Below are 22,166 nucleotides of genomic sequence, written 5' to 3'. Positions count from 1 at the left end.
AATGACACAGCTTGCAATTGTTTACCACAGTGGTTATGGTCATACTGGCGAGCAGGCCAAGGCGGTTGCCCGGGGAGTTGCTAAAGTGGAAGGCGTGACCGTCCATTTCTTGACGGTGGATGAGGCCCAGCAGCAGTGGGATGTGCTCAAGGCCAGTGATGCGATTATTTTTGGTAGCCCCACGTATATGGGTTCGGCTTCTGCCCAGTTTAAGGCTTTTATGGATGCCAGTTCCAAAGCCTGGTTCACGCGGGACTGGCAGGATAAAATTGCTGCAGGTTTTACGACCTCTGCCAGCCAAAGCGGGGATAAGCTGAATACATTGACGCAACTCTCGGTTTTTGCAGCCCAGCATGGCATGATCTGGGTAAGCTTGGGGTTGCTGCCAGGGAACAATCACAGTCATGGTTCGGTCAACGACTTAAATCGTTTGGGTGGTTTTCTGGGTGCAATGGCACAGGCCAATTCAGATCAGGGACCAGACCTGGCGCCTATCCAGAGTGACTTACTGACTGCTGAACATTTGGGTGAGCGGGTCGCGACCATTACCAAACGGTTTGTATCATCCAAATAACAATCACAAGGAGAAACACGTGAAAAAAATATTCTTGGCCGTAAGTTTGTTGGCGGCCTCTCAGGCCTGGGCTGCAACAGAAACCTACAATATCGATGGAACACACAGTTTTGCCAATTTCAGTATCCGGCATGTCGTTTCCAAAACTTCGGGTACTTTTAACGATGTGGCTGGCGTGATTACGCTGGATCCGGCGAATCTGAACACAGCGACTGTACGTGCCACCATCAATGTGAGCAGCGTGAATACAGGGTTTGGCAAGCGTGACGAGCATATCAAGGCGGATAAATACCTGGATGTGGCCAAATATACCCAGATCCAATTCGAAAGCACCAAAATCACCGCTTCCAATCAGACGCAAGGCATTATGCAGGGCAACTTAACCATGCACGGCGTCACTAAACTGGTGGATATTCCTATCCGCGTACTGGGCTATGGTGCTGACCCATGGGGCGGCCAGCGTGCAGGATTTGAAGGCCATATCACCTTGAAAGCTTCTGATTATGGTTTTGGCTGGGCAACCGGTGCCAATGCGCCAGTGGGCGATGATATTGAAGTGACTTTGTTGATTGAAGGCGTGAAAGCCAAGTAAGTGTTAAGCATTTAATCGTTCTGCGGGCCCGGTATCTGGATAATATTGGGTGACCGGGCCTGCATGTGAGCATTCCGTAAAATATACATTTAGTAAAATAAATTAAAGTGGAGATCTCTATGGCATTGGATTTATTTTCCCCGGCAAAATTAGGCGCAATCGCTTTAAAGAACCGTGTGGTGATGGCGCCACTGACACGCAATCGCGCAGGCGAGGGAGGGGTGCCGCAGGAAATGAATGTGACCTATTACCAGCAACGGGCTTCTGCCGGGCTGATCATTACCGAAGCTACACCGATTTCTCCTATGGCACATGGCTATCCGGCCTTGCCAGGGATTTATACTGATGCACAGATTGCCGGCTGGAAAAAAGTCACGGATGCCGTGCATGCCAGCGGCGGCAAGATTGTCATTCAGTTATGGCATGTGGGCCGTATCTCCCACCCCAGCTTGTTGCCCAACCAGGCGACGCCCGTAGCACCTTCAGCGATTAAGCCAGCAGGCCAGGCATTCACCTATGAAGGCTTGCAGGATTTTGTCACGCCCCGTGCGCTGGATGAGGCTGAGCTGGCGACGCTGGCCCAGGATTATGTGCATGCGACACGTTGTGCGATTGCGGCGGGCTTTGATGGTGTGGAAGTGCATGCGGCGAACGGTTACCTGCTGGATCAGTTTTTGCGCGATGGCACCAACCATCGGACTGATCAGTACGGTGGATCATTAGAAAATCGTACACGCTTGTTGCTGGAAGTAGTGCAGGCAGTGGTGGGTACGATAGGTGCGGACAAGGTCGGCGTGCGTTTGTCACCGGTCAATCCATTCAACGATATGCAGGACAGCCAGCCGCAACAGACTTTCAATTATGTGACCAGGGCGCTGAACCAGTTTAACCTTGCTTACCTGCACGTGGTTGAAGGTGGCATCCATGGCGGGGGTGAGTCTGAACCATTTGACTTTGCGCAGATGCGCCAGTTGTTCAGCAATGGCTATATTGCCAACCTGGGCTATGACAAAGCGCGTGGCAATGCGGTGATCGCCAGTGGCCATGCCGATGCAGTGGCGTATGGCGTGCCATTTATCGCCAATCCAGACCTGGTCGAGCGGTACGCCAGAAATGCACCACTGAATGCAGCTGATTCGGCCACTTTCTATGGTGGTAATGAAAACGGTTATACCGATTACCCATTCCTGACGGTTTAATTTGCCCGGTTTTTAGCCATCAGGCTTGTCGCTCACAGTGTGCGGGCGTAGAATTCGCGCAACGCAAATTCGAACCAATACTGCTCCGCACATCGTGAGTTAATTTCTGCATGCCTCATTCCGTACCACATTCCGCTTTTCGTAAACTTGTCGTTGCCAACTGGAAAATGCATGGCAGTCTGGCATTTAACCAGGCATTGGTTGAAGGTTACCTGCAAGGGTTGCAGGCCTTGCCGCAAACCGATGTGGTGGTCTGTGTGCCTTATCCTTACTTGGCACAAATGCAATCATTGCTGTCCGGCAGCCGGGTCGCCTGGGGCGCGCAGAATCTTGCCAAGTATGAGCAGGGGGCTTACACCGGTGAAGTCAGTGCCGACATGTTGCGTGATTTCGGGGTACAGTATGTGATTATTGGACACTCTGAACGCAGCACGGCCTATTGTGAGTCTGATGAGAATATTGCCGAAAAATTCATGATGGCCAAGCGCCATGGCCTGACACCGATTTTGTGTGTGGGGGAAACCCTGCTGGAACGCGAGGCGGGCGTGATGGAACGCGTGGTCGGCAAGCAGCTGGAAACGATTATCCGCCTGTTTGGTGGCGGGGCATTTACAGAGGCCATTATTTCTTACGAACCTATCTGGGCCATTGGCACCGGCCTGGCGGCGACAGCGGAACAGGCAGTCTCCATGCACCAGTTTATCCGTGATACGGTTGCCAGTGCAGATCAGGCCGCTGCCGCTACGTTAAAAATCCTGTATGGAGGCAGCGTAAACCCACAAAATGCGGTACAATTATTAAATCAGAAGGAAATAGATGGTGCGTTGGTTGGCCGTTGCTCGCTGGATGTGGAGCAATTTATAAAAATATGCCAGGCCAGCCCGGTATAACAGCATCATCGCTAGATAGCGAAAGTGCCAAAAGCCAAATCGTTATTACATTATTGGATTAAAGGAATATGGAAAACGTCATTCTCGTCATTCATGTGCTGGCAGCCGCTGCCGTGATTGGCCTGGTCTTATTGCAGCATGGCAAAGGGGCTGACATGGGTGCAGCCTTTGGTAGTGGTGCCTCCGGTAGCCTGTTCGGGGTATCCGGCTCTTCCAATTTGCTCAGCAAGCTGACATCGATTTTTATTACAGTATTTTTTGCAACCAGTTTGACACTGGCTTTTATGTCCAGTCACAAAGCGGGTTCTGGCAGCGTGGTTAAACCCGCGTTGACACAGCAAGCACCGGCAGAAGGTGAGGCTGTCAAGCCAGCCCAGCCGGTAGAAAATACACCCAAAGATATTCCCAATTAGTTTTTTTGGCCGTCGTGGTGGAATTGGTAGACACGCTATCTTGAGGGGGTAGTGACGAAAGTCGTGCGAGTTCGAGTCTCGCCGACGGCACCAGTGTTTGCGTTTGGCGACGTTGGCTGGCGGGAGTGTTTGCTTGGGAGTGTTTTTGTGTGCGCTTGTCAGACCTGATGGGTTTGCAGTGAATACTTGTTAACATGATCGATTAAGGCAAATCAGTGTTAGAAAACTATTTCCCGATTCTGATGTTTATTCTGGTAGGCCTAGGCGTTGGCTTGGGGCCGCTATTGGCCGGTAAAATTCTCTCTCCGCACAAACCTGATGCGGAAAAAAACTCTCCTTATGAATGTGGCTTTGAAGCATTTGAAGATGCGCGCATGAAATTCGATGTGCGTTACTACCTGGTCGCTATCCTGTTTATCCTGTTTGATCTCGAAATTGCGTTTCTTTTTCCCTGGGCGGTTGTGATCCAGGAAATTGGTTCGGCTGGTTTTTGGGCGATGATGGTTTTCTTGTTTATATTGGTGGTCGGCTTCATCTTTGAGTGGATGAAGGGTGCCCTCGAGTGGGATTGATGCAAAATGAGCATTGAAGGCGTATTGGAAAAAGGCTTTGTCACTACCACGCTGGATACGGTGATTAACTACACGCGTACCGGCTCCCTGTGGCCAATGACCTTTGGGTTGGCCTGCTGCGCGGTTGAAATGATGCACGCAGGTGCCTCACGTTATGACCTGGACCGTTTCGGTATCGTGTTCCGTCCGAGCCCGCGCCAGTCTGACGTGATGATTGTAGCGGGGACATTGGTCAATAAAATGGCCCCTGCCTTGCGCAAAGTCTATGACCAGATGGCAGAACCCCGCTGGGTGATTTCCATGGGGAGCTGCGCGAATGGTGGCGGTTACTATCATTATTCTTACGCGGTGGTGCGTGGCTGTGACCGCATCGTGCCGGTTGATGTCTATGTGCCGGGTTGCCCGCCCACTGCTGAGGCCTTGCTGTACGGCATTATCCAGTTGCAGAAAAAAATCAAGCGCACCAATACCATCGCCAGAACCTGAACTCCATATTCCCCCAAGAAATCACACTATGTCTGCAAAACTCGAACATTTGTCCGCGCAGCTCAAGCTAGCCTTGGGTGATGGCGTGGCGAAGCTGGAACAAAAGCTGGGTGAAATTACAGTAGAAGTGCATGTGACGCATTTGCTGGCCGTGGCTGACAAGCTGAAAACCCATGCCGAGCTTAAGTTCGAACAGCTGATTGATTTGTGTGGTGTGGACTATTCTGATTATGGTGATGGTCGCTGGGAAGGCCCGCGCTTTGCGCTGGTATTACATTTATTGTCTATCAGCCTGAACCAGCGCGTGCGTATCCGTGCATTTGCCGCGGATGATGACTTTCCGGTATTCCCGACCCTGGTTGATGTCTGGCCCGTCGCTAACTGGTTTGAGCGCGAAGCGTTTGACCTGTACGGCATGATGTTTGAAAACCATCCCGACCTGCGCCGCCTGCTAACCGATTACGGTTTCGTCGGGCATCCGTTCCGCAAGGATTTCCCCATGATAGGCAACGTGGAAATGCGTTATGACCCGGTACAGCAGCGTGTGATTTACCAGCCGGTCACGATTGATCCGCGTAATAATGTGCCGCGCCTGATTCGCGATGATGGGGCGCACCATGGGTAAGCGGATGTCGGGCAGTTTCTCCTCTTTTCTTTACACTTCTGCCTTTTGTTTGGCCGAGTCTGGCAAGCTAGGAATTATTTAGTATGGCTGAGATCAAGAATTACACCATGAACTTTGGCCCGCAGCACCCTGCGGCGCACGGTGTGTTGCGCCTGGTGCTGGAGCTGGATGGTGAAGTGATTCAGCGTGCGGATCCACATATCGGTTTGCTGCACAGGGCCACTGAAAAACTGGCAGAAAATCGTACCTACCTGCAAAGCGTGCCGTATATGGACCGCCTGGATTATGTATCCATGATGGCCAATGAGCATGCTTATGTGATGGCGATTGAGAAAATGCTGGGCCTGGAAGTGCCGGTGCGGGCACAGTATATCCGCGTCATGTTCGACGAAATTACCCGTATCCTTAACCACTTGTTGTGGCTGGGCGCGCATGCACTGGACGTGGGTGCGATGACCGTGTTCCTGTATGCCTTCCGTGAGCGTGAAGACTTGTTCGATGTTTACGAGGCGGTTTCTGGCGCACGTATGCATGCAGCCTATTACCGTCCGGGCGGTGTCTACCGTGACCTGCCGGAAAAAATGCCGCAGCACGAAACCACCAAGTTCCGTAGTGCGGATGAAATCAAAAAACTGAATGAGAACCGCCAGGGTTCCATGCTCGATTTTATTGAAGACTTTACCAATCGCTTCCCCACTTACGTGGATGAATACGAGACCTTGCTGACAGATAACCGTATCTGGAAACAGCGTACCGTTGGTATTGGTGTGGTGTCTCCCGAGCGTGCACTGGCGCTGGGTTTGAGTGGCGCCATGTTGCGTGGTTCCGGCATTGCCTGGGATTTGCGCAAGAAACAGCCTTATGAAGTCTACGACAAAATGGACTTTGATATTCCGCTTGGTGTAAATGGCGACTGTTATGACCGTTACCTGGTGCGCGTGGAAGAAATGCGCCAGTCCAACCGCATTATCAAGCAGTGTATCGAGTGGTTACGCAAAAATCCGGGTCCGGTGATTACCGATGATAACAAAGTGGCGCCGCCACCGCGTGAAGGCATGAAAACCAATATGGAAGACTTGATTCACCATTTCAAGTTATTCACTGAAGGTTTCCATGTGCCAGCCGGCGAAGCGTATGCCGCCATTGAGCATCCTAAAGGCGAGTTCGGGATTTATATGGTGTCGGATGGGGCCAACAAGCCTTACCGCTTGAAAATTCGTGCGCCTGGTTTTCCACACCTGGCCGCACTGGATGAAATGACCAGAGGGCATATGATTGCCGACCTGGTAGCGATTATTGGTACACAAGATATTGTGTTCGGCGAAATTGACAGATAAAAGTCGACAGATAACCGGATCGAAAAGATAGTTAAGGTACAAGCATGTTGAGTACAGAATCGATTGAGAAAATTGACTACGAACTGTCCAAGTATCCTGAAGACAGGCGCCAGGCAGCTGTGATGTCGGCCTTGCGTATTGTGCAGATGGAGCGTGGCTGGCTGTCCAAGGAAAGTATTTCCGAAGTAGCGAAATATCTGCGCATCCCGGAAATTGCCGCGCTGGAAGTGGCCACTTTCTACAATATGTATGACCTGGAACCGGTTGGTGATTACAAGATTACGATCTGTACCAATATTTCCTGCATGCTGCGTGGCTCGGACGAGATTGTTGAGCATCTGCAACACACATTGGGCGTCGGATTTAACGAAGTCACGGCCGATGGCAAATTCTGCCTGAAAGAAGGCGAGTGTATGGGCTGCTGTGGTGGTGCACCGCTGCTGCATGTGAACAACACCGACATGCACGAATTTCTCACCACTGAAAAAGTGGATGTCCTGATTAGTGAGTTGAAGGGCAAGGGCAACTAAATGGCTAAGACTTCGAGCACTTTGGCAAACAAAAAAACTGTTATCAAAACTGACTTGGCCGGGCAGACGCTGGTTACTTTACGTACGCTGACAGAAGAGAATCCTGCAGCCCTTGCGACCTATGAAAAGCTTGGCGGTTACGCGCAGCTCAAGCGGCTGGTCACCGAACAAGTCAAAGCACCGGAAATTATCAGCCAGGTGAAGGTATCCAACCTGCGTGGACGTGGCGGCGCTGGCTTCCCGACCGGCTTGAAGTGGAGCTTTATGCCGCGTTACTACGATGGCACTAAGTACCTGGTATGCAATACCGATGAGGGGGAGCCAGGTACATTCAAGGATCGCGATATTATCCGCTATAACCCGCACCAACTGATTGAAGGCATGGCGATTGCGGCCTATACCCTGGGTGCACGTGTCGGTTACAACTATATCCATGGTGAAATCTGGCAGGATTACGAGATTTTTGAAACTGCCCTGGCGGAAGCACGCGAGGCAGGCTACCTGGGTGAAAACCTGTTCGGTACCAATTTCAGCTTTGATTTATACGCTGTACATGGTTACGGCGCCTATATCTGCGGCGAAGAAACCGCGCTGATTGAATCCATTGAAGGTAAAAAAGGCCAGCCACGATTCAAACCACCATTCCCGGCCAGCTATGGCGTATTTGGCAAGCCAACCAACGTCAATAACACCGAAAGTTATACCTCGATTCCATGGATTATGGAGCACGGCGGCCAGGCATTTGCAGACCTCGGCGTGCCCAACTCTGGTGGCAGCAAACTGTTCTCGGTGTCAGGCCATGTTGAAAAACCTGGCAACTATGAAATCAGGATGGGTACACCCTTCAAGGATTTGCTGGCAATGGCCGGCGGTATCTGGAAAGGCCGCCAATTGAAAGCGGTGATTCCTGGTGGTCCGTCTACCGCTGTCATGCCAGCCAGTGCGATTGAAAATGCCACCATGGATTATGATGGCCTGAGCAAAGCCGGTTCCAGCCTGGGCGCAGGTTCCATGATTGTGATGGATGACACTACCTGTATGGTGAAAACCCTCAAGCGCCTGAGTTATTTCTTCTATGAAGAAAGCTGCGGTCAATGTACGCCTTGCCGTGAAGGGACGGGTTGGGTCTACCGCATCATTGAGCGTATTGTGAATGGCAAAGGCAAGATGGAAGACCTGGATTTGCTGACCGATTTAAGCAATAACATTTCCGGCCGTACGATTTGTGCGCTGGGGGATGCGGCAGCGACACCAGTGCTAAGTTTTATCAAGCATTTCCGCCCGGAATTTGAATACTACATACAACATGGCAAGTCTATGGTGGATGGTAAGTAAAAATCTATTTTTTGAGACCAGCTCAACGAATAAGTTTTAGAGATAGCAGACATGTTAAATATTGAAATTGATGGCAAACCACTAGAGGTCGAACACGGCAGCACCATTATTGATGCTGCGGATGCGGCAGGGATTGCGATCCCGCGTTTTTGTTATCACAAAAAACTGTCTGTGGCCGCCAACTGCCGCATGTGCCTGGTGCAAGTGGAGAAGTTCAACAAACCATTGCCAGCCTGTGCAACCCCCGTTGCAGACGGCATGAAAATCTATACCCGCAGCAAGGCCGCTGTGGAAGCGCAGCAAAGCGTGATGGAGTTCCTGCTGATTAACCACCCGCTGGATTGCCCGATCTGCGATCAGGGCGGCGAGTGCGATTTGCAGGATATTGCGGTTGCTTACGGAGCCTCCGGTTCACGTTATACCGAAGAAAAGCGCGTAGTATTCAACAAGAATATCGGGCCATTGGTTAGCACCGATATGACACGTTGTATCCAGTGTACCCGTTGCGTGCGCTTCCTCAAGGAAGTGGGTGGCATGCAGGAACTGGGCCTGGTCAACCGTGGCGAACATGCCGAGATTACCGCTTATGTTGACCAGTCCGTCAACTCCGAACTGAGTGGCAATATTATTGATTTGTGCCCGGTCGGTGCATTGACCAGCAAACCATTCCGTTACTCTGCACGCAGCTGGGAGCTGGTACGCAGACCTTCGATTGCGCCGCACGATGGGTTGGGGTCCCATGTGGAAGTGCATGTCAAAGATAACAAAGTCATGCGCGTATTGCCGCGTGAAAAAGAGTCTATTAACGAGTGCTGGCTGTCTGACCGTGACCGTTTTTCCTATGAGGGCCTGAATAGCCCTGACCGCCTGAAAGTGCCGATGATCAGGCACAACGGCCAATGGCAGGAAACCGACTGGAAAACCGCGCTTGAATTCGCCGCTGGCCAACTCAAGGATATTACCAAACAGTATGGCGGTGAGGCCCTGGGCGTGCTGGCTTCACCGAACAGCACCATGGAAGAAGGTTACCTGATCAAGCAACTGGCAGAGGGCCTGGGTTGTGGCAATGTGGATTACCGTTTGCGCCAGACCGATTTCCGCCTGGATGGCAAGCGTACTGGTACGCCATGGATGGGCTGCAATATCCAGGAAGTTGAAGAGCTGGACCGTATTCTGCTGATCGGCTCCAATATCCGCAACGAACATCCATTACTGGCACAACGCATCCGCAAGGCCGTCGCCAATGGCGCGGAACTGAGCATTGTCAGCCCACTCGATAACGACCCGTTGATGGACATTGCACATAAAGTGATTGTGCGCCCGAATGATATGGTGAATGTGCTGGGGCAGATTCTGAAAGCCATGTCCGGTTTGCAGAAATTGTCCCTGTGCCTGCCACCGACATTGAATAAGTTGCTGGAAGAAATCAGGGTTCGCCCGAATACCCAGAAAATCGCCGAGAGCCTGGCCGGTATCCGTGAAGATGTGATTCTGATCGCACCTAAAGTAGGTATTTTCCTGGGCAATATGGCGCTCAGTGATCCGCGCTTTACCGAAATGTACAGTATGGCTGAAGCCATTGGTGGTATCTGCGGAGCCAAGGGCGGTATCCTGCCACCGGCTGCCAACAGTACCGGCATGCACCTGATGGGGGTGATGCCTTCCGCGACTGGTATGCATGCGCGCGCCATGATCGAAGTACCCCGCAAAGCTTATTTATTGCTGAATATCGAACCAGAACTGGATTGCCAGCACGCGGCGTTGGCCAGTGAGGCAATGGCGAAGGCAGAATGTGTGATTGCGCTGACTGCGTATAAATCACCTGCGCTGGAAAATGCGGATATCCTGTTGCCGATTGCGCCATTTACTGAAACTTCTGGTACTTTCATGAGCATGGAAGGCCGTGTGCAAAGCTTCCAGGCCGTGACACGCCCCTTAGGCGAGTGCCGTCCTGGCTGGAAGGTATTGCGCGTACTGGCGAATACATTAGGGTTGCCTGGTTTTGATTACAACAGCTCAGAAGAAGTGAAAAACGTGATTTTCAACGGCGAGAAACCTTCAGCGGTGGTCTGGCGCAGCCTGAACAACAACTTGAAAGAGCTGGTTGAGATCCAGGTCAATATCAAGAAAGAAGGCTTGCAGCGCATTGGCGAAGTGGCCCAATACGAATTTGACCCGATTGTGCGTCGCTCGCCACCTTTACAGAAAACCAAGTACAACATCCGGCCGATGGCACGCATGCATGCTGACCAGCTTTCAGAGCTGGGCCTGCAAGATGGCGATGTCGTTATAGCCCGCCAGGATAAAGGCAGCGCGATATTGAAGGTGCGTGTGGACAATCATGTGGCTAAAGGATGTGTGCGGGTAGCGGCAGCGCATCCGCTGACCGCAGGCCTGGGTGACCTGATGGGTGATATCACGATTGAAAAAGCCGCAGCAGAAGATGTGGCAGTGTATGAAAAACAACTGACCGAGATGGCATAACATGCAATTCTTTTCTGGATTATTTGGTTCCTACTGGGCAGATGTACAACTGGTGGTATGGACATTGATTAAGATTGTGGCCATTGTGTTGCCATTGATGATCTGCGTTGCCTACCTGACATTGGCTGAACGTAAGGTCATCGGCTTTATGCAGGTCCGTATCGGTCCTAATCGTGTCGGCTACTGGGGCCTGCTGCAACCTTTGGCGGATGGCCTGAAACTGCTGTTCAAGGAAATCATCCTGCCGACAGCTTCCAACAAGACCCTGTTCTTTATCGGCCCCATCCTGGCGATTGCGCCAGCCTTTGCTGCCTGGGCGGTGGTGCCTTTTGACGCTACCTTGGTACTGGCCAATATTGATGCCGGTTTGCTGTATATCCTGGCCATGACATCTGTTGCGGTGTATGGCGTGATTATTGCCGGCTGGGCTTCCAATTCCAAATACGCTTTCCTTGGTTCCTTGCGCTCTGCCGCCCAAATCGTGTCTTACGAGATTGCCATGGGTTTCACGCTGGTCGGAGTATTGATGTGCGCCAACTCCCTCAACCTGGGCAAGATTGTGATGGGGCAGGAGGGTGGTTTCTGGCACTGGTATTTCCTGCCATTATTCCCACTGTTTGTGGTGTATTTCATCAGTGCTGTGGCCGAAACCAACCGTGCGCCGTTTGATGTGGCGGAAGGTGAGTCTGAGATTGTAGCCGGTTTCCACGTTGAATATTCCGGCATGGCGTTTGCGGTGTTCTTCCTGGCCGAATATGCCAACATGATCCTGGTTTCCATGCTGGCTGTCTTGATGTTCCTCGGTGGCTGGTTATCACCGGTGCCGTTCCTGCCGGACAGCATTTTGTGGTTGCTGGTAAAAGTGGCCTTTATGTTATTCCTGTTTTTGTGGTTCCGTGCCACTTTCCCGCGTTACCGCTATGACCAGATCATGCGTCTGGGCTGGAAAGTATTTATCCCGATCACGCTGGTGTGGATTATCGTGGTGGCGGCCATGATGCAGACCCAGTGGGCTTATTTGTTCCACTAGAGGCGTGCACGGCAAAAGAATTTGGAAACCTTACCATGTTGAACACGATTAAAAATACATTGGGCAGTTTGATGTTATGGGAAATGCTGAAAGGCATGGCCCTGACCGGACGCTATTTCTTTGCCCGGAAAATCACTATCCAGTACCCGGAAGAGCGTACGCCGCAATCTAACCGTTTCCGCGGCTTGCACGCCTTGCGTCGCTACCCCAACGGTGAAGAGCGCTGTATTGCCTGCAAATTGTGCGAGGCAGTATGCCCGGCCCTGGCGATTACCATTGAATCCGAACAGCGTGACGACGGCACGCGGCGTACTACGCGCTATGACATCGACCTGACCAAATGCATTTTCTGCGGCTTCTGCGAAGAATCGTGCCCGGTAGACAGCATCGTGGAAACCCGTATTTTTGATTACCACGGCGAGAAACGGGGTGACCTAGTGTATACCAAGCAAATGTTACTGGAAGTCGGCGATAAATACGAAGCGCAAATTGCGGCAGATCGTGCGCAGGACAAAGTGTATCGATAAGCACGGACAGGAAAAATCATGGTATTTACTGATATTGTTTTTTACGTGCTGGCAGCGATCCTGCTGTTTTCCGGCATCCGTGTGATCACGACACGCAACCCGGTACATGCGGCACTGTTCCTGGTACTGGCTTTCTTTACTGCGGCAGGGATCTGGTTATTGCTACAGGCCGAATTCCTCGCCATCGCGCTGATCCTGGTCTATGTGGGCGCGGTGATGGTGCTGTTCCTGTTTGTGGTGATGATGCTGGATATCAATCTCGACAAGCTGCGCGAAGGGTTCTGGGAGTACCTGCCAATGGCAGGGTTTATTGGCCTGCTCATGATTGTTGAAATGACCATGGTGCTGGCGGATAAAAACCTGCATCCTGGCCAGGCTGCAGAGGCGCCTGTCAACTACAGTAATACCGCCACACTGGGCAGGGTGCTATATACCGACTATTTGCTGCCGTTTGAACTCGCTGCCGTCGTGCTGCTGGTGGCGATGGTCGCTGCCATTGTGCTGACATTACGTGAACGCAGGGACAGCAAATCCATGAATCCGTCCGAACAGGTGAGAGTGAAGCGTAATGACCGCCTGCGTATTGTATCCATGCCTGCCGAAGTCGAGGCACCAGAACCAGCACCGGCTGCAGAGGAGAAAAAATAATCATGGTTGGCTTGTCTCATTACCTGGTTCTGGGGGCGCTGATGTTTGCCATCAGTGTGATCGGTATCTTCCTCAACCGTAAAAACGTGATTATCCTGCTGATGGCGATTGAATTGATGTTGCTGGCGGTGAACCTGAATTTTGTGGCTTTCTCGCACTATCTCAACGATATCGGTGGTCAGGTATTTGTATTTTTCATCCTGACCGTGGCTGCAGCCGAGTCGGCGATTGGCCTGGCCATTCTGGTGGTCTTGTTCCGTAACCTGCGCACCATCAATGTGGATGACCTGGATCAATTAAAAGGTTAAGTGTGATGACAATAAAACAAATCCTGATATTGATTCCTTTGCTGCCCCTGTTCGCAGCAGCGCTGGTAGGTATTTTCCGCAATTATTTGCCGCGCTGGGCGGCGCATGTGCTGACGATTGCCGGTGTAGGCGCTGCATTTGTCTTGTCCGTCTATATTTTTAACCAGACCCTCAGCGGCTTTACGCTGAATGAAGCCGTCTATACCTGGCTGAATTCCGGGGATGTGCATTTCGAAGTCGGTTTCCTGATCGATAACCTGAGTGCCATGATGATGGTTGTGGTTACGTTTGTATCACTGATGGTGCATATATACACCATAGGCTATATGGAAGAAGATCCGGGCTATAGCCGCTTTTTCAGCTATATTTCACTGTTCACTTTCTCCATGCTGATGCTGGTCATGAGTAACAACTTTATGCAGTTGTTCTTTGGCTGGGAAGCCGTAGGCCTGGTGTCTTACCTGCTGATCGGTTTCTGGTTTACACGACCCACCGCCATTTATGCCAACCTGAAGGCCTTTCTGGTCAACCGGGTCGGGGATTTCGGCTTCCTGCTGGGCATAGGCATGGTGCTGTATTACTTTGGCAACCTGGATTACGCCACGGTATTCCAGCGTGCGCCAGAGCTGGCGGAGGTGCAGGTAAATCTGCTGGGCAGCAGTTCCTGGTCCTTGATGACAGTCACTTGCCTCTTGCTGTTTGTCGGTGCCATGGGTAAATCCGCGCAAGTACCATTGCATGTCTGGCTGCCGGACTCCATGGAAGGCCCAACCCCCATTTCTGCCCTGATCCACGCGGCGACCATGGTGACCGCCGGTATCTTTATGGTGGCGCGTATGTCGCCACTGTATGAGTTATCAACGACTGCATTATCGACTGTGATGGTCATCGGTGCGATTACAGCCTTGTTTATGGGCTTCCTGGGCATTATCCAGAACGATATCAAGCGGGTGGTAGCGTATTCCACCTTGTCGCAACTGGGGTATATGACGGTGGCTTTGGGCGCTTCTGCCTATTCTGTCGCGATCTTCCACCTGATGACACATGCGTTCTTTAAAGCGTTGCTGTTCCTTGGGGCCGGTTCCGTCATTATGGGCATGCATCACGATCAGGATATCCGCAATATGGGTAACCTGAAAAAATACCTGCCGATTACCTGGATCACTTCGCTGATTGGCTCACTGGCATTGATTGGTACACCCTTTTTCTCCGGTTTCTATTCCAAGGACAGTATTATCGAAGCGGTTGAGCTTTCGCATATCCCTGGTAGCGGCTTTGCTTATTTTGCCGTGATTGTTGGTGTGTTTGTCACTGCCTTCTATTCCTTCCGCCTGTATTTCCTGGTGTTCCATGGCGAGGAGAAGTGGCGTCATGCCAAACATGATGATCATGCGCATGCTGCACATGTTGACGCACCTCGTGATGATGGCCATCACGATGATCACGCGCACGACGATGCGCATCATCATGGCCTGGGGCCCAACGACAACCCACATGAACCAGGCTGGGTGGTGACCCTGCCGCTGGTGCTGCTGGCAATTCCTTCATTGGTGATTGGCTATATTGCCTTGGAGCCGATGGTGTTTGGCGATTTCTTCAGGAGTGTGATTTTTGTCAATCCTGAAGCGCATCCGGCCATGGAGCATCTGGCACATCATTACCATGAATTTATGCACAGTCCTGCTGGCATGGCGATTCATGGTTTTACCAGCCTGCCATTTATCCTGGCGGCGTCTGGCGTATTACTGTCCTGGTTCTTCTATATGAAGCGCCCGGATATTCCGGCTGCCATCAAAGCGCGTTTTATCGTGATCTACAATATTCTGGATAACAAATACGGTTTCGACAGCTTTAACGAGAAATTCTTTGCCGGTGGCTCGCGTTGCCTGGGTAACCTGTTATGGAAGTTTGGCGATATCATGCTGATCGATGGAGCCATGGTCAATGGTGCCGCCAATACCATGGGCAAAATCGCTGCCAGACTGCGTAACTTGCAATCAGGATTAATCTATCACTACGCCTTTGCCATGATTATTGGCGTATTCCTTCTCATGACTTTCTTTATCAAAATTAATTAATGATGCAAGCCGACCTCACAAGTATTTCATGGTTAAGTCTGGCCATCTGGCTACCGGTGCTGTCCGGCATACTGGTATTGTTGCTGGGCGGTGACCATAAAGCCACATTGACACGCTGGCTGGCGTTGGCTGGCAGCCTGGCCAGTTTTCTCGTTACAGTGCCGTTGTATACCTTGTACGATGTACAGGATGGTTTCTTCCAGTTTGAAGAGCTGTTGCCGTGGATTCCGGCTTTCAATATCCATTACCACCTGGGCATAGACGGTTTCTCCCTGCCACTGGTATTACTGACCAGTTTTACCACCGTGATTGTGGTGCTGGCGGGTTGGGAAGTGATTACTAAGCATGTGGCGCAGTACATGGCGGCCTTCCTGATCATGAGCGGCATCATGATAGGCGTATTCACGGCGCTGGATGCCATGCTCTACTATGTGTTCTGGGAAGCGATGCTGATCCCCATGTTCCTGGTGATTGGTATCTGGGGTGGTCCGAATCGCGTGTATGCGACGGTGAAGTTCTTCCTGTATACCTTGCTTGGCTCTCTGCTGATGCTGGTGGCGTTTATTTACCTGTATCACCAGACCGGCAGTTTTGAACTGGCAGACTATTACCTGCTGCCACTCAGCATGCAGGCACAGATTTATATCTTCATTGCTTTCTTTATGGCGTTTGCGGTAAAGATCCCGATGTGGCCGGTACATACCTGGCTGCCGGATGCGCACGTGGAAGCGCCAACCGGTGGTTCAGTGGTGCTGGCGGCAATTGCGCTGAAGCTGGGCGGATATAGTTTCCTGCGGTTTGCCATGCCGATTGCACCGGATGCTTCGCATTATTTCAGCGCAGCCATGGTCGCTTTGTCCCTGATTGCCGTGGTTTATATTGCGCTGGTTGCCCTGGTGCAAAAAGACATGAAGAAGCTGATTGCTTACTCTTCGATTTCGCACATGGGCTTTGTCACGCTGGGCTTCTTTATGTTCAGCCAGCTGGCACTCGAAGGCGCAGTGATGCAGATGATCTCTCACGGTTTTATTTCTTCCGCCATGTTTTTGTGTGTAGGGGTGCTGTATGACCGCGTGCATAGCCGTGAAATTTCCGCCTATGGTGGCGTAGTTAACAAGATGCCGGTATTCGCTGCATTTGCCGTGCTGTTTGCCATGGCGAACAGTGGCTTGCCTGGCACTTCAGGTTTTGTCGGTGAGTTTATGGTGATCCTGGCAGCCGTGAAGTTTAATTTCTGGGTGGCTTTCTTTGCCGCTACTACCTTGATTTTCGGTGCTGCTTATACCTTGTGGATGACCAAACGCGTATTTTTCGGCGATGTGGCTAACCATCATGTGGCGGAACTGCTCGATCTGAATAAGCGCGAATTCCTGATTCTCGGTATTCTGGCGATCCTGGTCATTGGCTTTGGTGTCTATCCGCAACCGATTACCGAAGTCATGCAGGCAACCAGTATCGAGTTCCTGAAACATATGGCGATTTCCAAATTGCCGGTCACAGGCTATTAAGGCAGGATTTTAAAAAATGGAAAATATGCAATTCGATCTGCTCGCCCTGTTGCCGGAACTGGTGATACTGGGCATGGGCATGTTTATTCTGTTACTGGATTTATTTATCCTGTCGCAAAATCGGTCCATCCTGTATGGACTGAGCCAGTTCACGTTATTTGCTGCTGCATTCTTTACCTTTAAAACCCATACGCCGGCAGTTGGATTTTCGTTCTCACACATGTTTATCGACGATACACTGTCAGATGTCATCAAGTTGATGATGTATCTCGGTACTTCATTGATTTTCGTTTATACACGTAAATACCTGCAGGATCGCAACCTGTTCCGGGGGGAGTTTTACGCCATGGTACTGTTCGGTTTGCTGGGCATGATGATCATGGTGTCCGGCCACAATCTGCTGCTTATCTATATCGGCCTGGAACTGCTCTCATTGTGCCTGTACGCACTGGTCGCTTTCGACCGCGAGAATCCGCGTGCGTCTGAGGCTGCCATGAAGTATTTTGTGCTGGGTGCGCTCGCTTCCGGGATGTTGCTATATGGTATGAGCATGCTGTACGGCATGACTGCCAGCCTGGATGTGAGCGATATTGCCAACAGCATCATGCAGCAGAACAAGAGCCCGGTACTGATTATGGGGCTGGTGTTCGTGGTGGCCGGGATTGCTTTCAAGTTTGGCGCGGTGCCATTCCAGATGTGGGTGCCAGATGTTTACCAGGGCTCGCCAACGCCCATGACCGTGCTGATCGGTTCCGTCCCCAAACTGGCTGCCTATGCCATGACCGTGCGCTTACTGGTACAAGGCCTGCATCCGCTTGCGCTGGACTGGCAGGATATGCTGATGCTGATGGCGGTATTGTCCATCGTGATTGGTAACTTCAGTGCCATTGTGCAGACCAACCTCAAACGCATGCTGGCGTACTCTACCATTTCCCATGTCGGTTTTATCATGCTGGGCATGATGAGTGCGAATGCCAACGGCTTTGCCTCCAGCTTCTTCTATATCAGTACGTATGTGCTGATGTCGATTGCCAGCTTCGGCATTATCCTGTTATTGAGCCGCCAGGGCTTTGAGGCGGAAGAAATTGATGACCTGAAAGGCCTCAACCAGCGTCACCCCTGGTTTGCCTTCCTGATGCTGATCATTATGTTTAGCATGGCAGGTATTCCGCCAACGGTAGGTTTCTATGCCAAATTCACCGTGTTGCAGGCTGCGTGGCAGGCCGGATTTACCTGGCAGGTGGTGTTGGCAGTATTGATGGCCGTGATTGGCGCTTTCTACTACCTCAACATCGTGCGCAAAATGTATTTTGATGCGCCGGCAGATCATTCGCCATTGACCGCACCTGTTGATATGCAATTTATCCTGAGCGTACATTCCCTGGCGTTGCTGGGGTTGGGCCTGTTCCCGGAAATTCTGCTGGGCATCTGTGGCCATAGCCTGCTCATCAGTCTGCAATAATCGAGTTAAGATGAAGCTCCTGTTTTTATCCCTCATGTTGTTTATGGCCAATCTGGGCTGGGTCTCGGATAAATGGTTTGGTATTGCAGGCAGCATCAGCCAGTTGTGGCAGCGTTTTGCCGTGCTGCTGCCTGCTTATTTCATGACAATCATCATCGCTTATTTTGCCGAGCGTTTTGTTATGGGGCAGGTGTGGCCACAGGGCTGGGAGTTTTATAGTGTGACTGCCTGCCTGTTCCTGGTGTTCTCATTTCCTGGTTTCGTCTATCGCGTGCTGTGGAAGTAAGCGCGTCACATTAGATTCACGAATTATTCACGATAGTTTAAAACATCACAGTCAGACTACGCTTACCCAAGCATAGTCGGGGCAAGCCCCGGAAAGGACCTGAGATGCTAAAACTACAACAAACTCTGGGATGGGTGCAATCGGTGGATAGCCGGTTGTGTGTCCAAGTCAGCCATACCGGGCAATACCGGCTTATTCGCAACTCGTTCCGTGCCATTTCCAGACTGGGAGATGGTATGTTCTGGTACCTGATCATGCTTGTGATTGCTATCACGCAAGGGCAGGCTGGGATGTATCATTGTCTGCACATGCTGACGGTAGGGTTGACCGGCACGTTAGTCTATAAATGGCTCAAGCACAGAACCAGCCGCCCAAGGCCGTTCCAGGTTCGTCAGGACGTATTATTAAGCGGCACGCCGCTGGATTATTTCAGTTTTCCCTCAGGCCATACCTTGCATGCAGTCGCGTTCGGCATGGTGGCCGTGCAACATTATCCGCAACTGTTTCCGGTGATTTACCCGTTTGTGGTGCTGGTTGGCATCTCGCGCGTGGTGCTTGGCCTGCATTATCCCAGCGATGTCCTGGCTGGCGCCGCCATCGGTTACATGCTGGTTATCATGTATTCACCGCTATTTTAATTTGCAGTGGTGACTGAATTAAACCGGATGCGATGGCATCCGGTTTTGGTTTAAGTGCTTGTTTGCTGCCTTGGGAGTTTCTTTAACCCAAGCGGTTGACTGCTGTCATGATGGATGCCATTTGATGATTAACTGTGGCATCACTTTCCTGTAATCCTTGTACAGCGCCCAACTGATTTTCGACAGGTTGATTCTGGCTGGATTTCCACTTGCCGGTGAGTGAGGTGATGTTTATTTCAATGCCCACGACCGCCTGGATCATTTTTTCGATGAAATTCGAAGGCGCATCTTCTACTTGCCATGGCTTTTTGAAAGAGGCTTCCTGTTGCGCCGTAAGTAATGCAAGATGCCTGCGTAACCAGCTGGCATCGTCAATGACCTTAAGATTGCCATGCACATGGACTACCACATAATTCCAGGTTGGCACCACCATGCCGCTTCTGGCTTTCTCCGGATACCAGGAAGGCGTGATATACGCATTGGGACCATGAAAAATGGCGAGTACTTCCTTGGAGCCATTGTATGTTTTCCATAGCGGATTTGCTCTTGCCACATGCCCACTGAGCGTAATGGCTGTGCCGTTCTGGACAGTGAGATGCAATGGCACGTGATTGGCATCAACTCCATCTGCTGTTTGCGTCACCAGGGTTGCGAGGGGGTAGGCTCGGACAATATCGTACAGGGCTGTTTTATCCGGCTCAGCGAAGTGTTTGGGAATATACATGATGCAATGGATTGGCTGGTCGAGAGGTAGTTACAATGAGGTGGAAACGGCTTGTATTCATTGAATGATACACACTCCAAACGGATAAATGCGTTACGCCGCTCCAATTTATCAAATTCTTGTTGCCAATATTCCCGATTACGGGCATAGTGTATGCTCGCGAAGCTCAAGTAGTGTTGTTGTTCTCTGGTTTTATCTTTTGGTTCTATCGTTACTTCCCGCCATCTTGATCCTCGTTTTCGGGCATTTGCCCAAATTATTAATTTTTATTCAAGGATTTAATTATGGTAACAGGTTCTGTTAAGTGGTTTAACGATTCTAAAGGGTTTGGTTTCATCACTCCAGATAACGGCGGCGAAGATTTGTTTGCACATTTTTCTGCAATCCAGTCTGCAGGTTTCAAGACATTGAAAGAAAACCAACGCGTGAGCTTTGAAGTGGCAACTGGCCCTAAAGGCAAACAAGCTGCAAATATTCAAATCATTGAATAATTCAGGATATGTCCGCAGAGTTGCTTAAGCAACTTGCCGGAAAAAGCCCGGGCATGCCGGGCTTTTTTATTTTAAAAGAGGATGTGAATGGCAAAAGAAGAATTAATTGAAATGCAAGGCGCAGTGACGGAAGTGTTGCCGGATGCACGTTATCGCGTGAAGCTGGATAATGGTCATGAGTTGATCGCGTATACCGGCGGCAAAATGCGTAAGCATAAAATCCGCATTCTGGCGGGTGACAAGATTACCATTGAAATGTCTCCCTATGATATGGACAAAGGCCGTATCATTTTCCGCCACCTGGAACCACGCAAGACTTTCTAGCCCGTTTTACTACCTGCCTGAGATTTGTGCAAATATCTTGGCAGCGTTTGCAAGTACATACGCATCAGTGTGATCTTTTACCAGCCATGCTGTCACCCTGAGTAACCATGGGGCAATGATCAGGATACTGAGAAAAGCGATGGGCCAGGCAATAAAGATACTGCCTAGCCATTGGCCAAGCAGCCATGCTACCGGTACATGATGCATGAGCAGGATAGGCAGGCCCACAATACTCATCGTTACCATCGACATAAGCGCAGCAAATACCAGCCTGCGTTTCAGTGCCAGGCGTTTATTTGTGCTGTCTACCATGGTAACGCTTGATCTTCATGGAAATATCCGCCAGTCGGGCCATTCTCATCCAGTGTGGCCAGACGTATCGACGTTTTCCAGCTGTCCCTGACTTCCATCGGTGCATGTGTGCCACCCAGTTCGGTTTTGACCCAGCCTGGATGGGCAGCGTTGACTTTGATGGCTGTGTCTTTGAGTGCATGCGCAAGATGGATGGTAAACATATTCAACGCAGTTTTTGAGGCGTTGTAAGCAAGACCTTTTGCTGCTGCAATAGGTGAATCGGGTGAGCTATGCAGGGTCTGCGATCCCAGTATACTGGATAAGTTGACGATGCGTCCGGCCGGGGAGCGTTGCAATAGAGGTAGCAGTGCCTGCGTTAAGGCAACCACGGCAAAGAAATTGGCTTCAAACGTGGTTCTGAGTATCTCCTGTGTCACATCAGCGCTATTGTTTTGCCCGACCAGCGCTTCTTTCAATATGCCTGCGTTGTTAATCAGAATATCCAGTTTTCCAAAGCGCGTCTCCAGCGCCATCGCTACCGCTTGTGCAGAATTGGCAATGGTAGCATCGTAATGCAGGTATTCTGCGTCTATTCCTGAGGCTTTCAGGGTATTCACGGCTTGCTCTCCCTTGGCGCGATCACGTGCGCCCATGATCACCTTGATTCCTTGTTCCCCCAGTTTCCTGACAGTTTCAAATCCAATGCCACGGTTGGCACCGGTAATAAAAGCAATACGTTGCTGTGTAGTATTCATCATTAATTCCTTTGCGTTGAGAGTATGTTTTATTAAATTACCATTTGGTAAATAAA

26 protein-coding genes and 1 tRNA gene are annotated in these 22,166 nt (G+C 50.9%); 24 read left to right on the top strand and 3 right to left on the bottom strand.

The genetic code is table 11. The features are described 5' to 3' along the window. Position 1 precedes the first annotated feature (1 nt). From BLP53_RS02255 to BLP53_RS02150, 22 genes are all read left to right on the top strand, one after another. Entirely contained in the window at positions 2-574 is a 573-nt protein-coding gene (locus tag BLP53_RS02255; protein WP_091469255.1) for a flavodoxin family protein, read from the top strand. Positions 575-593: 19 nt separating this feature from the next. Next, positions 594-1,166, top strand: coding sequence for a YceI family protein (locus BLP53_RS02250; protein ID WP_091469251.1), 573 nt, complete (start codon positions 594-596; stop codon positions 1,164-1,166). Between the two features lie 119 nt (positions 1,167-1,285). Continuing rightward, positions 1,286-2,365: an alkene reductase gene (locus tag BLP53_RS02245; RefSeq protein ID WP_091469248.1), complete on the top strand. Its 1,080-nt coding sequence runs from the start codon at positions 1,286-1,288 to the stop codon at positions 2,363-2,365. A 110-nt stretch (positions 2,366-2,475) separates the two neighbouring features. Beyond that, complete coding sequence (gene tpiA, locus BLP53_RS02240; protein ID WP_091469246.1) at positions 2,476-3,255, top strand: triose-phosphate isomerase; 780 nt, start codon at positions 2,476-2,478, stop codon at positions 3,253-3,255. Positions 3,256-3,323: 68 nt separating this feature from the next. Continuing rightward, the gene (secG, locus tag BLP53_RS02235) at positions 3,324-3,668 is read left to right on the top strand and encodes a preprotein translocase subunit SecG (protein ID WP_091469241.1); all 345 of its coding nucleotides are present in this window, start codon (positions 3,324-3,326) and stop codon (positions 3,666-3,668) included. Positions 3,669-3,676: 8 nt separating this feature from the next. Further along, positions 3,677-3,761 (top strand) — tRNA-Leu (locus BLP53_RS02230). Between the two features lie 122 nt (positions 3,762-3,883). Further along, positions 3,884-4,240 carry an NADH-quinone oxidoreductase subunit A gene (gene ndhC, locus BLP53_RS02225; protein WP_425412885.1) on the top strand — a complete coding sequence of 119 codons (357 nt, stop codon included), beginning with the start codon at positions 3,884-3,886 and terminating at the stop codon, positions 4,238-4,240. Between the two features lie 6 nt (positions 4,241-4,246). Then, entirely contained in the window at positions 4,247-4,726 is a 480-nt protein-coding gene (locus BLP53_RS02220) for a NuoB/complex I 20 kDa subunit family protein (protein ID WP_018985714.1), read from the top strand. Positions 4,727-4,754: 28 nt separating this feature from the next. Further along, positions 4,755-5,351: an NADH-quinone oxidoreductase subunit C gene (locus BLP53_RS02215; protein WP_091469235.1), complete on the top strand. Its 597-nt coding sequence runs from the start codon at positions 4,755-4,757 to the stop codon at positions 5,349-5,351. An 83-nt stretch (positions 5,352-5,434) separates the two neighbouring features. After that, complete coding sequence (locus BLP53_RS02210) at positions 5,435-6,688, top strand: NADH-quinone oxidoreductase subunit D (RefSeq protein ID WP_091469230.1); 1,254 nt, start codon at positions 5,435-5,437, stop codon at positions 6,686-6,688. Between the two features lie 44 nt (positions 6,689-6,732). Further along, positions 6,733-7,218 carry an NADH-quinone oxidoreductase subunit NuoE gene (gene nuoE, locus BLP53_RS02205; RefSeq protein ID WP_091469227.1) on the top strand — a complete coding sequence of 162 codons (486 nt, stop codon included), beginning with the start codon at positions 6,733-6,735 and terminating at the stop codon, positions 7,216-7,218. Further along, complete coding sequence (nuoF, locus tag BLP53_RS02200) at positions 7,219-8,553, top strand: NADH-quinone oxidoreductase subunit NuoF (RefSeq protein ID WP_091469224.1); 1,335 nt, start codon at positions 7,219-7,221, stop codon at positions 8,551-8,553. A gap of 51 nt (positions 8,554-8,604) precedes the next feature. Beyond that, positions 8,605-11,037, top strand: coding sequence for an NADH-quinone oxidoreductase subunit NuoG (nuoG, locus tag BLP53_RS02195; RefSeq protein WP_091469220.1), 2,433 nt, complete (start codon positions 8,605-8,607; stop codon positions 11,035-11,037). A gap of 1 nt (position 11,038) precedes the next feature. Beyond that, complete coding sequence (nuoH, locus tag BLP53_RS02190; protein ID WP_091469217.1) at positions 11,039-12,067, top strand: NADH-quinone oxidoreductase subunit NuoH; 1,029 nt, start codon at positions 11,039-11,041, stop codon at positions 12,065-12,067. A 35-nt stretch (positions 12,068-12,102) separates the two neighbouring features. After that, the gene (nuoI, locus tag BLP53_RS02185) at positions 12,103-12,594 is read left to right on the top strand and encodes an NADH-quinone oxidoreductase subunit NuoI (RefSeq protein ID WP_091469215.1); all 492 of its coding nucleotides are present in this window, start codon (positions 12,103-12,105) and stop codon (positions 12,592-12,594) included. A gap of 18 nt (positions 12,595-12,612) precedes the next feature. After that, entirely contained in the window at positions 12,613-13,242 is a 630-nt protein-coding gene (locus tag BLP53_RS02180) for an NADH-quinone oxidoreductase subunit J (RefSeq protein ID WP_091469212.1), read from the top strand. 2 nt (positions 13,243-13,244) lie between these two features. Continuing rightward, a complete protein-coding gene (gene nuoK / locus BLP53_RS02175) occupies positions 13,245-13,550 on the top strand; it encodes an NADH-quinone oxidoreductase subunit NuoK (RefSeq protein ID WP_091469208.1) in 306 nt (101 codons plus the stop codon). Between the two features lie 5 nt (positions 13,551-13,555). Next, the gene (gene nuoL / locus BLP53_RS02170) at positions 13,556-15,628 is read left to right on the top strand and encodes an NADH-quinone oxidoreductase subunit L (protein WP_091469205.1); all 2,073 of its coding nucleotides are present in this window, start codon (positions 13,556-13,558) and stop codon (positions 15,626-15,628) included. Further along, positions 15,628-17,136 carry an NADH-quinone oxidoreductase subunit M gene (locus tag BLP53_RS02165; protein WP_091469203.1) on the top strand — a complete coding sequence of 503 codons (1,509 nt, stop codon included), beginning with the start codon at positions 15,628-15,630 and terminating at the stop codon, positions 17,134-17,136. The genes nuoL and BLP53_RS02165 overlap by 1 nt, the downstream gene beginning before the upstream one ends. Positions 17,137-17,152: 16 nt before the next feature. Continuing rightward, complete coding sequence (nuoN, locus tag BLP53_RS02160) at positions 17,153-18,598, top strand: NADH-quinone oxidoreductase subunit NuoN (RefSeq protein WP_091469200.1); 1,446 nt, start codon at positions 17,153-17,155, stop codon at positions 18,596-18,598. Positions 18,599-18,608: 10 nt separating this feature from the next. Next, positions 18,609-18,884, top strand: coding sequence for a DUF2818 family protein (locus BLP53_RS02155; protein ID WP_091469198.1), 276 nt, complete (start codon positions 18,609-18,611; stop codon positions 18,882-18,884). A gap of 104 nt (positions 18,885-18,988) precedes the next feature. Further along, the gene (locus BLP53_RS02150) at positions 18,989-19,522 is read left to right on the top strand and encodes a phosphatase PAP2 family protein (protein ID WP_091469194.1); all 534 of its coding nucleotides are present in this window, start codon (positions 18,989-18,991) and stop codon (positions 19,520-19,522) included. A gap of 82 nt (positions 19,523-19,604) precedes the next feature. Here BLP53_RS02150 and BLP53_RS02145 read toward each other — a convergent pair whose 3' ends face one another. Further along, the gene (locus BLP53_RS02145) at positions 19,605-20,246 is read right to left on the bottom strand and encodes an FMN-binding negative transcriptional regulator (protein ID WP_091469190.1); all 642 of its coding nucleotides are present in this window, start codon (positions 20,244-20,246) and stop codon (positions 19,605-19,607) included. Between the two features lie 284 nt (positions 20,247-20,530). On the opposite strand from BLP53_RS02145, the gene BLP53_RS02140 reads away from it, so the two are divergent. After that, the gene (locus BLP53_RS02140) at positions 20,531-20,737 is read left to right on the top strand and encodes a cold-shock protein (protein WP_018985697.1); all 207 of its coding nucleotides are present in this window, start codon (positions 20,531-20,533) and stop codon (positions 20,735-20,737) included. Between the two features lie 87 nt (positions 20,738-20,824). Next, positions 20,825-21,061 carry a translation initiation factor IF-1 gene (infA, locus tag BLP53_RS02135; RefSeq protein ID WP_091469186.1) on the top strand — a complete coding sequence of 79 codons (237 nt, stop codon included), beginning with the start codon at positions 20,825-20,827 and terminating at the stop codon, positions 21,059-21,061. A gap of 9 nt (positions 21,062-21,070) precedes the next feature. Here the strand turns inward: infA and BLP53_RS02130 are convergent, their stop codons facing one another. Together BLP53_RS02130 and BLP53_RS02125 are read right to left on the bottom strand one after the other, a co-directional pair. Then, positions 21,071-21,373, bottom strand: a complete 303-nt coding sequence (locus BLP53_RS02130; RefSeq protein WP_091469182.1) for a DUF2798 domain-containing protein — start codon at positions 21,371-21,373, stop codon at positions 21,071-21,073. Then, a complete protein-coding gene (locus BLP53_RS02125) occupies positions 21,367-22,110 on the bottom strand; it encodes an SDR family oxidoreductase (protein WP_091469179.1) in 744 nt (247 codons plus the stop codon). The genes BLP53_RS02130 and BLP53_RS02125 overlap by 7 nt, the downstream gene beginning before the upstream one ends. Between the last annotated feature and the right edge of the window lie 56 nt (positions 22,111-22,166).

The sequence above is a fragment of the Methylophilus rhizosphaerae genome (assembly GCF_900100975.1).
GTDB lineage: Bacteria > Pseudomonadota > Gammaproteobacteria > Burkholderiales > Methylophilaceae > Methylophilus > Methylophilus rhizosphaerae.
The sequence above is the reverse complement of the archived record's forward strand: the minus strand, read 5'-3'. Positions and strand labels throughout refer to the sequence as shown.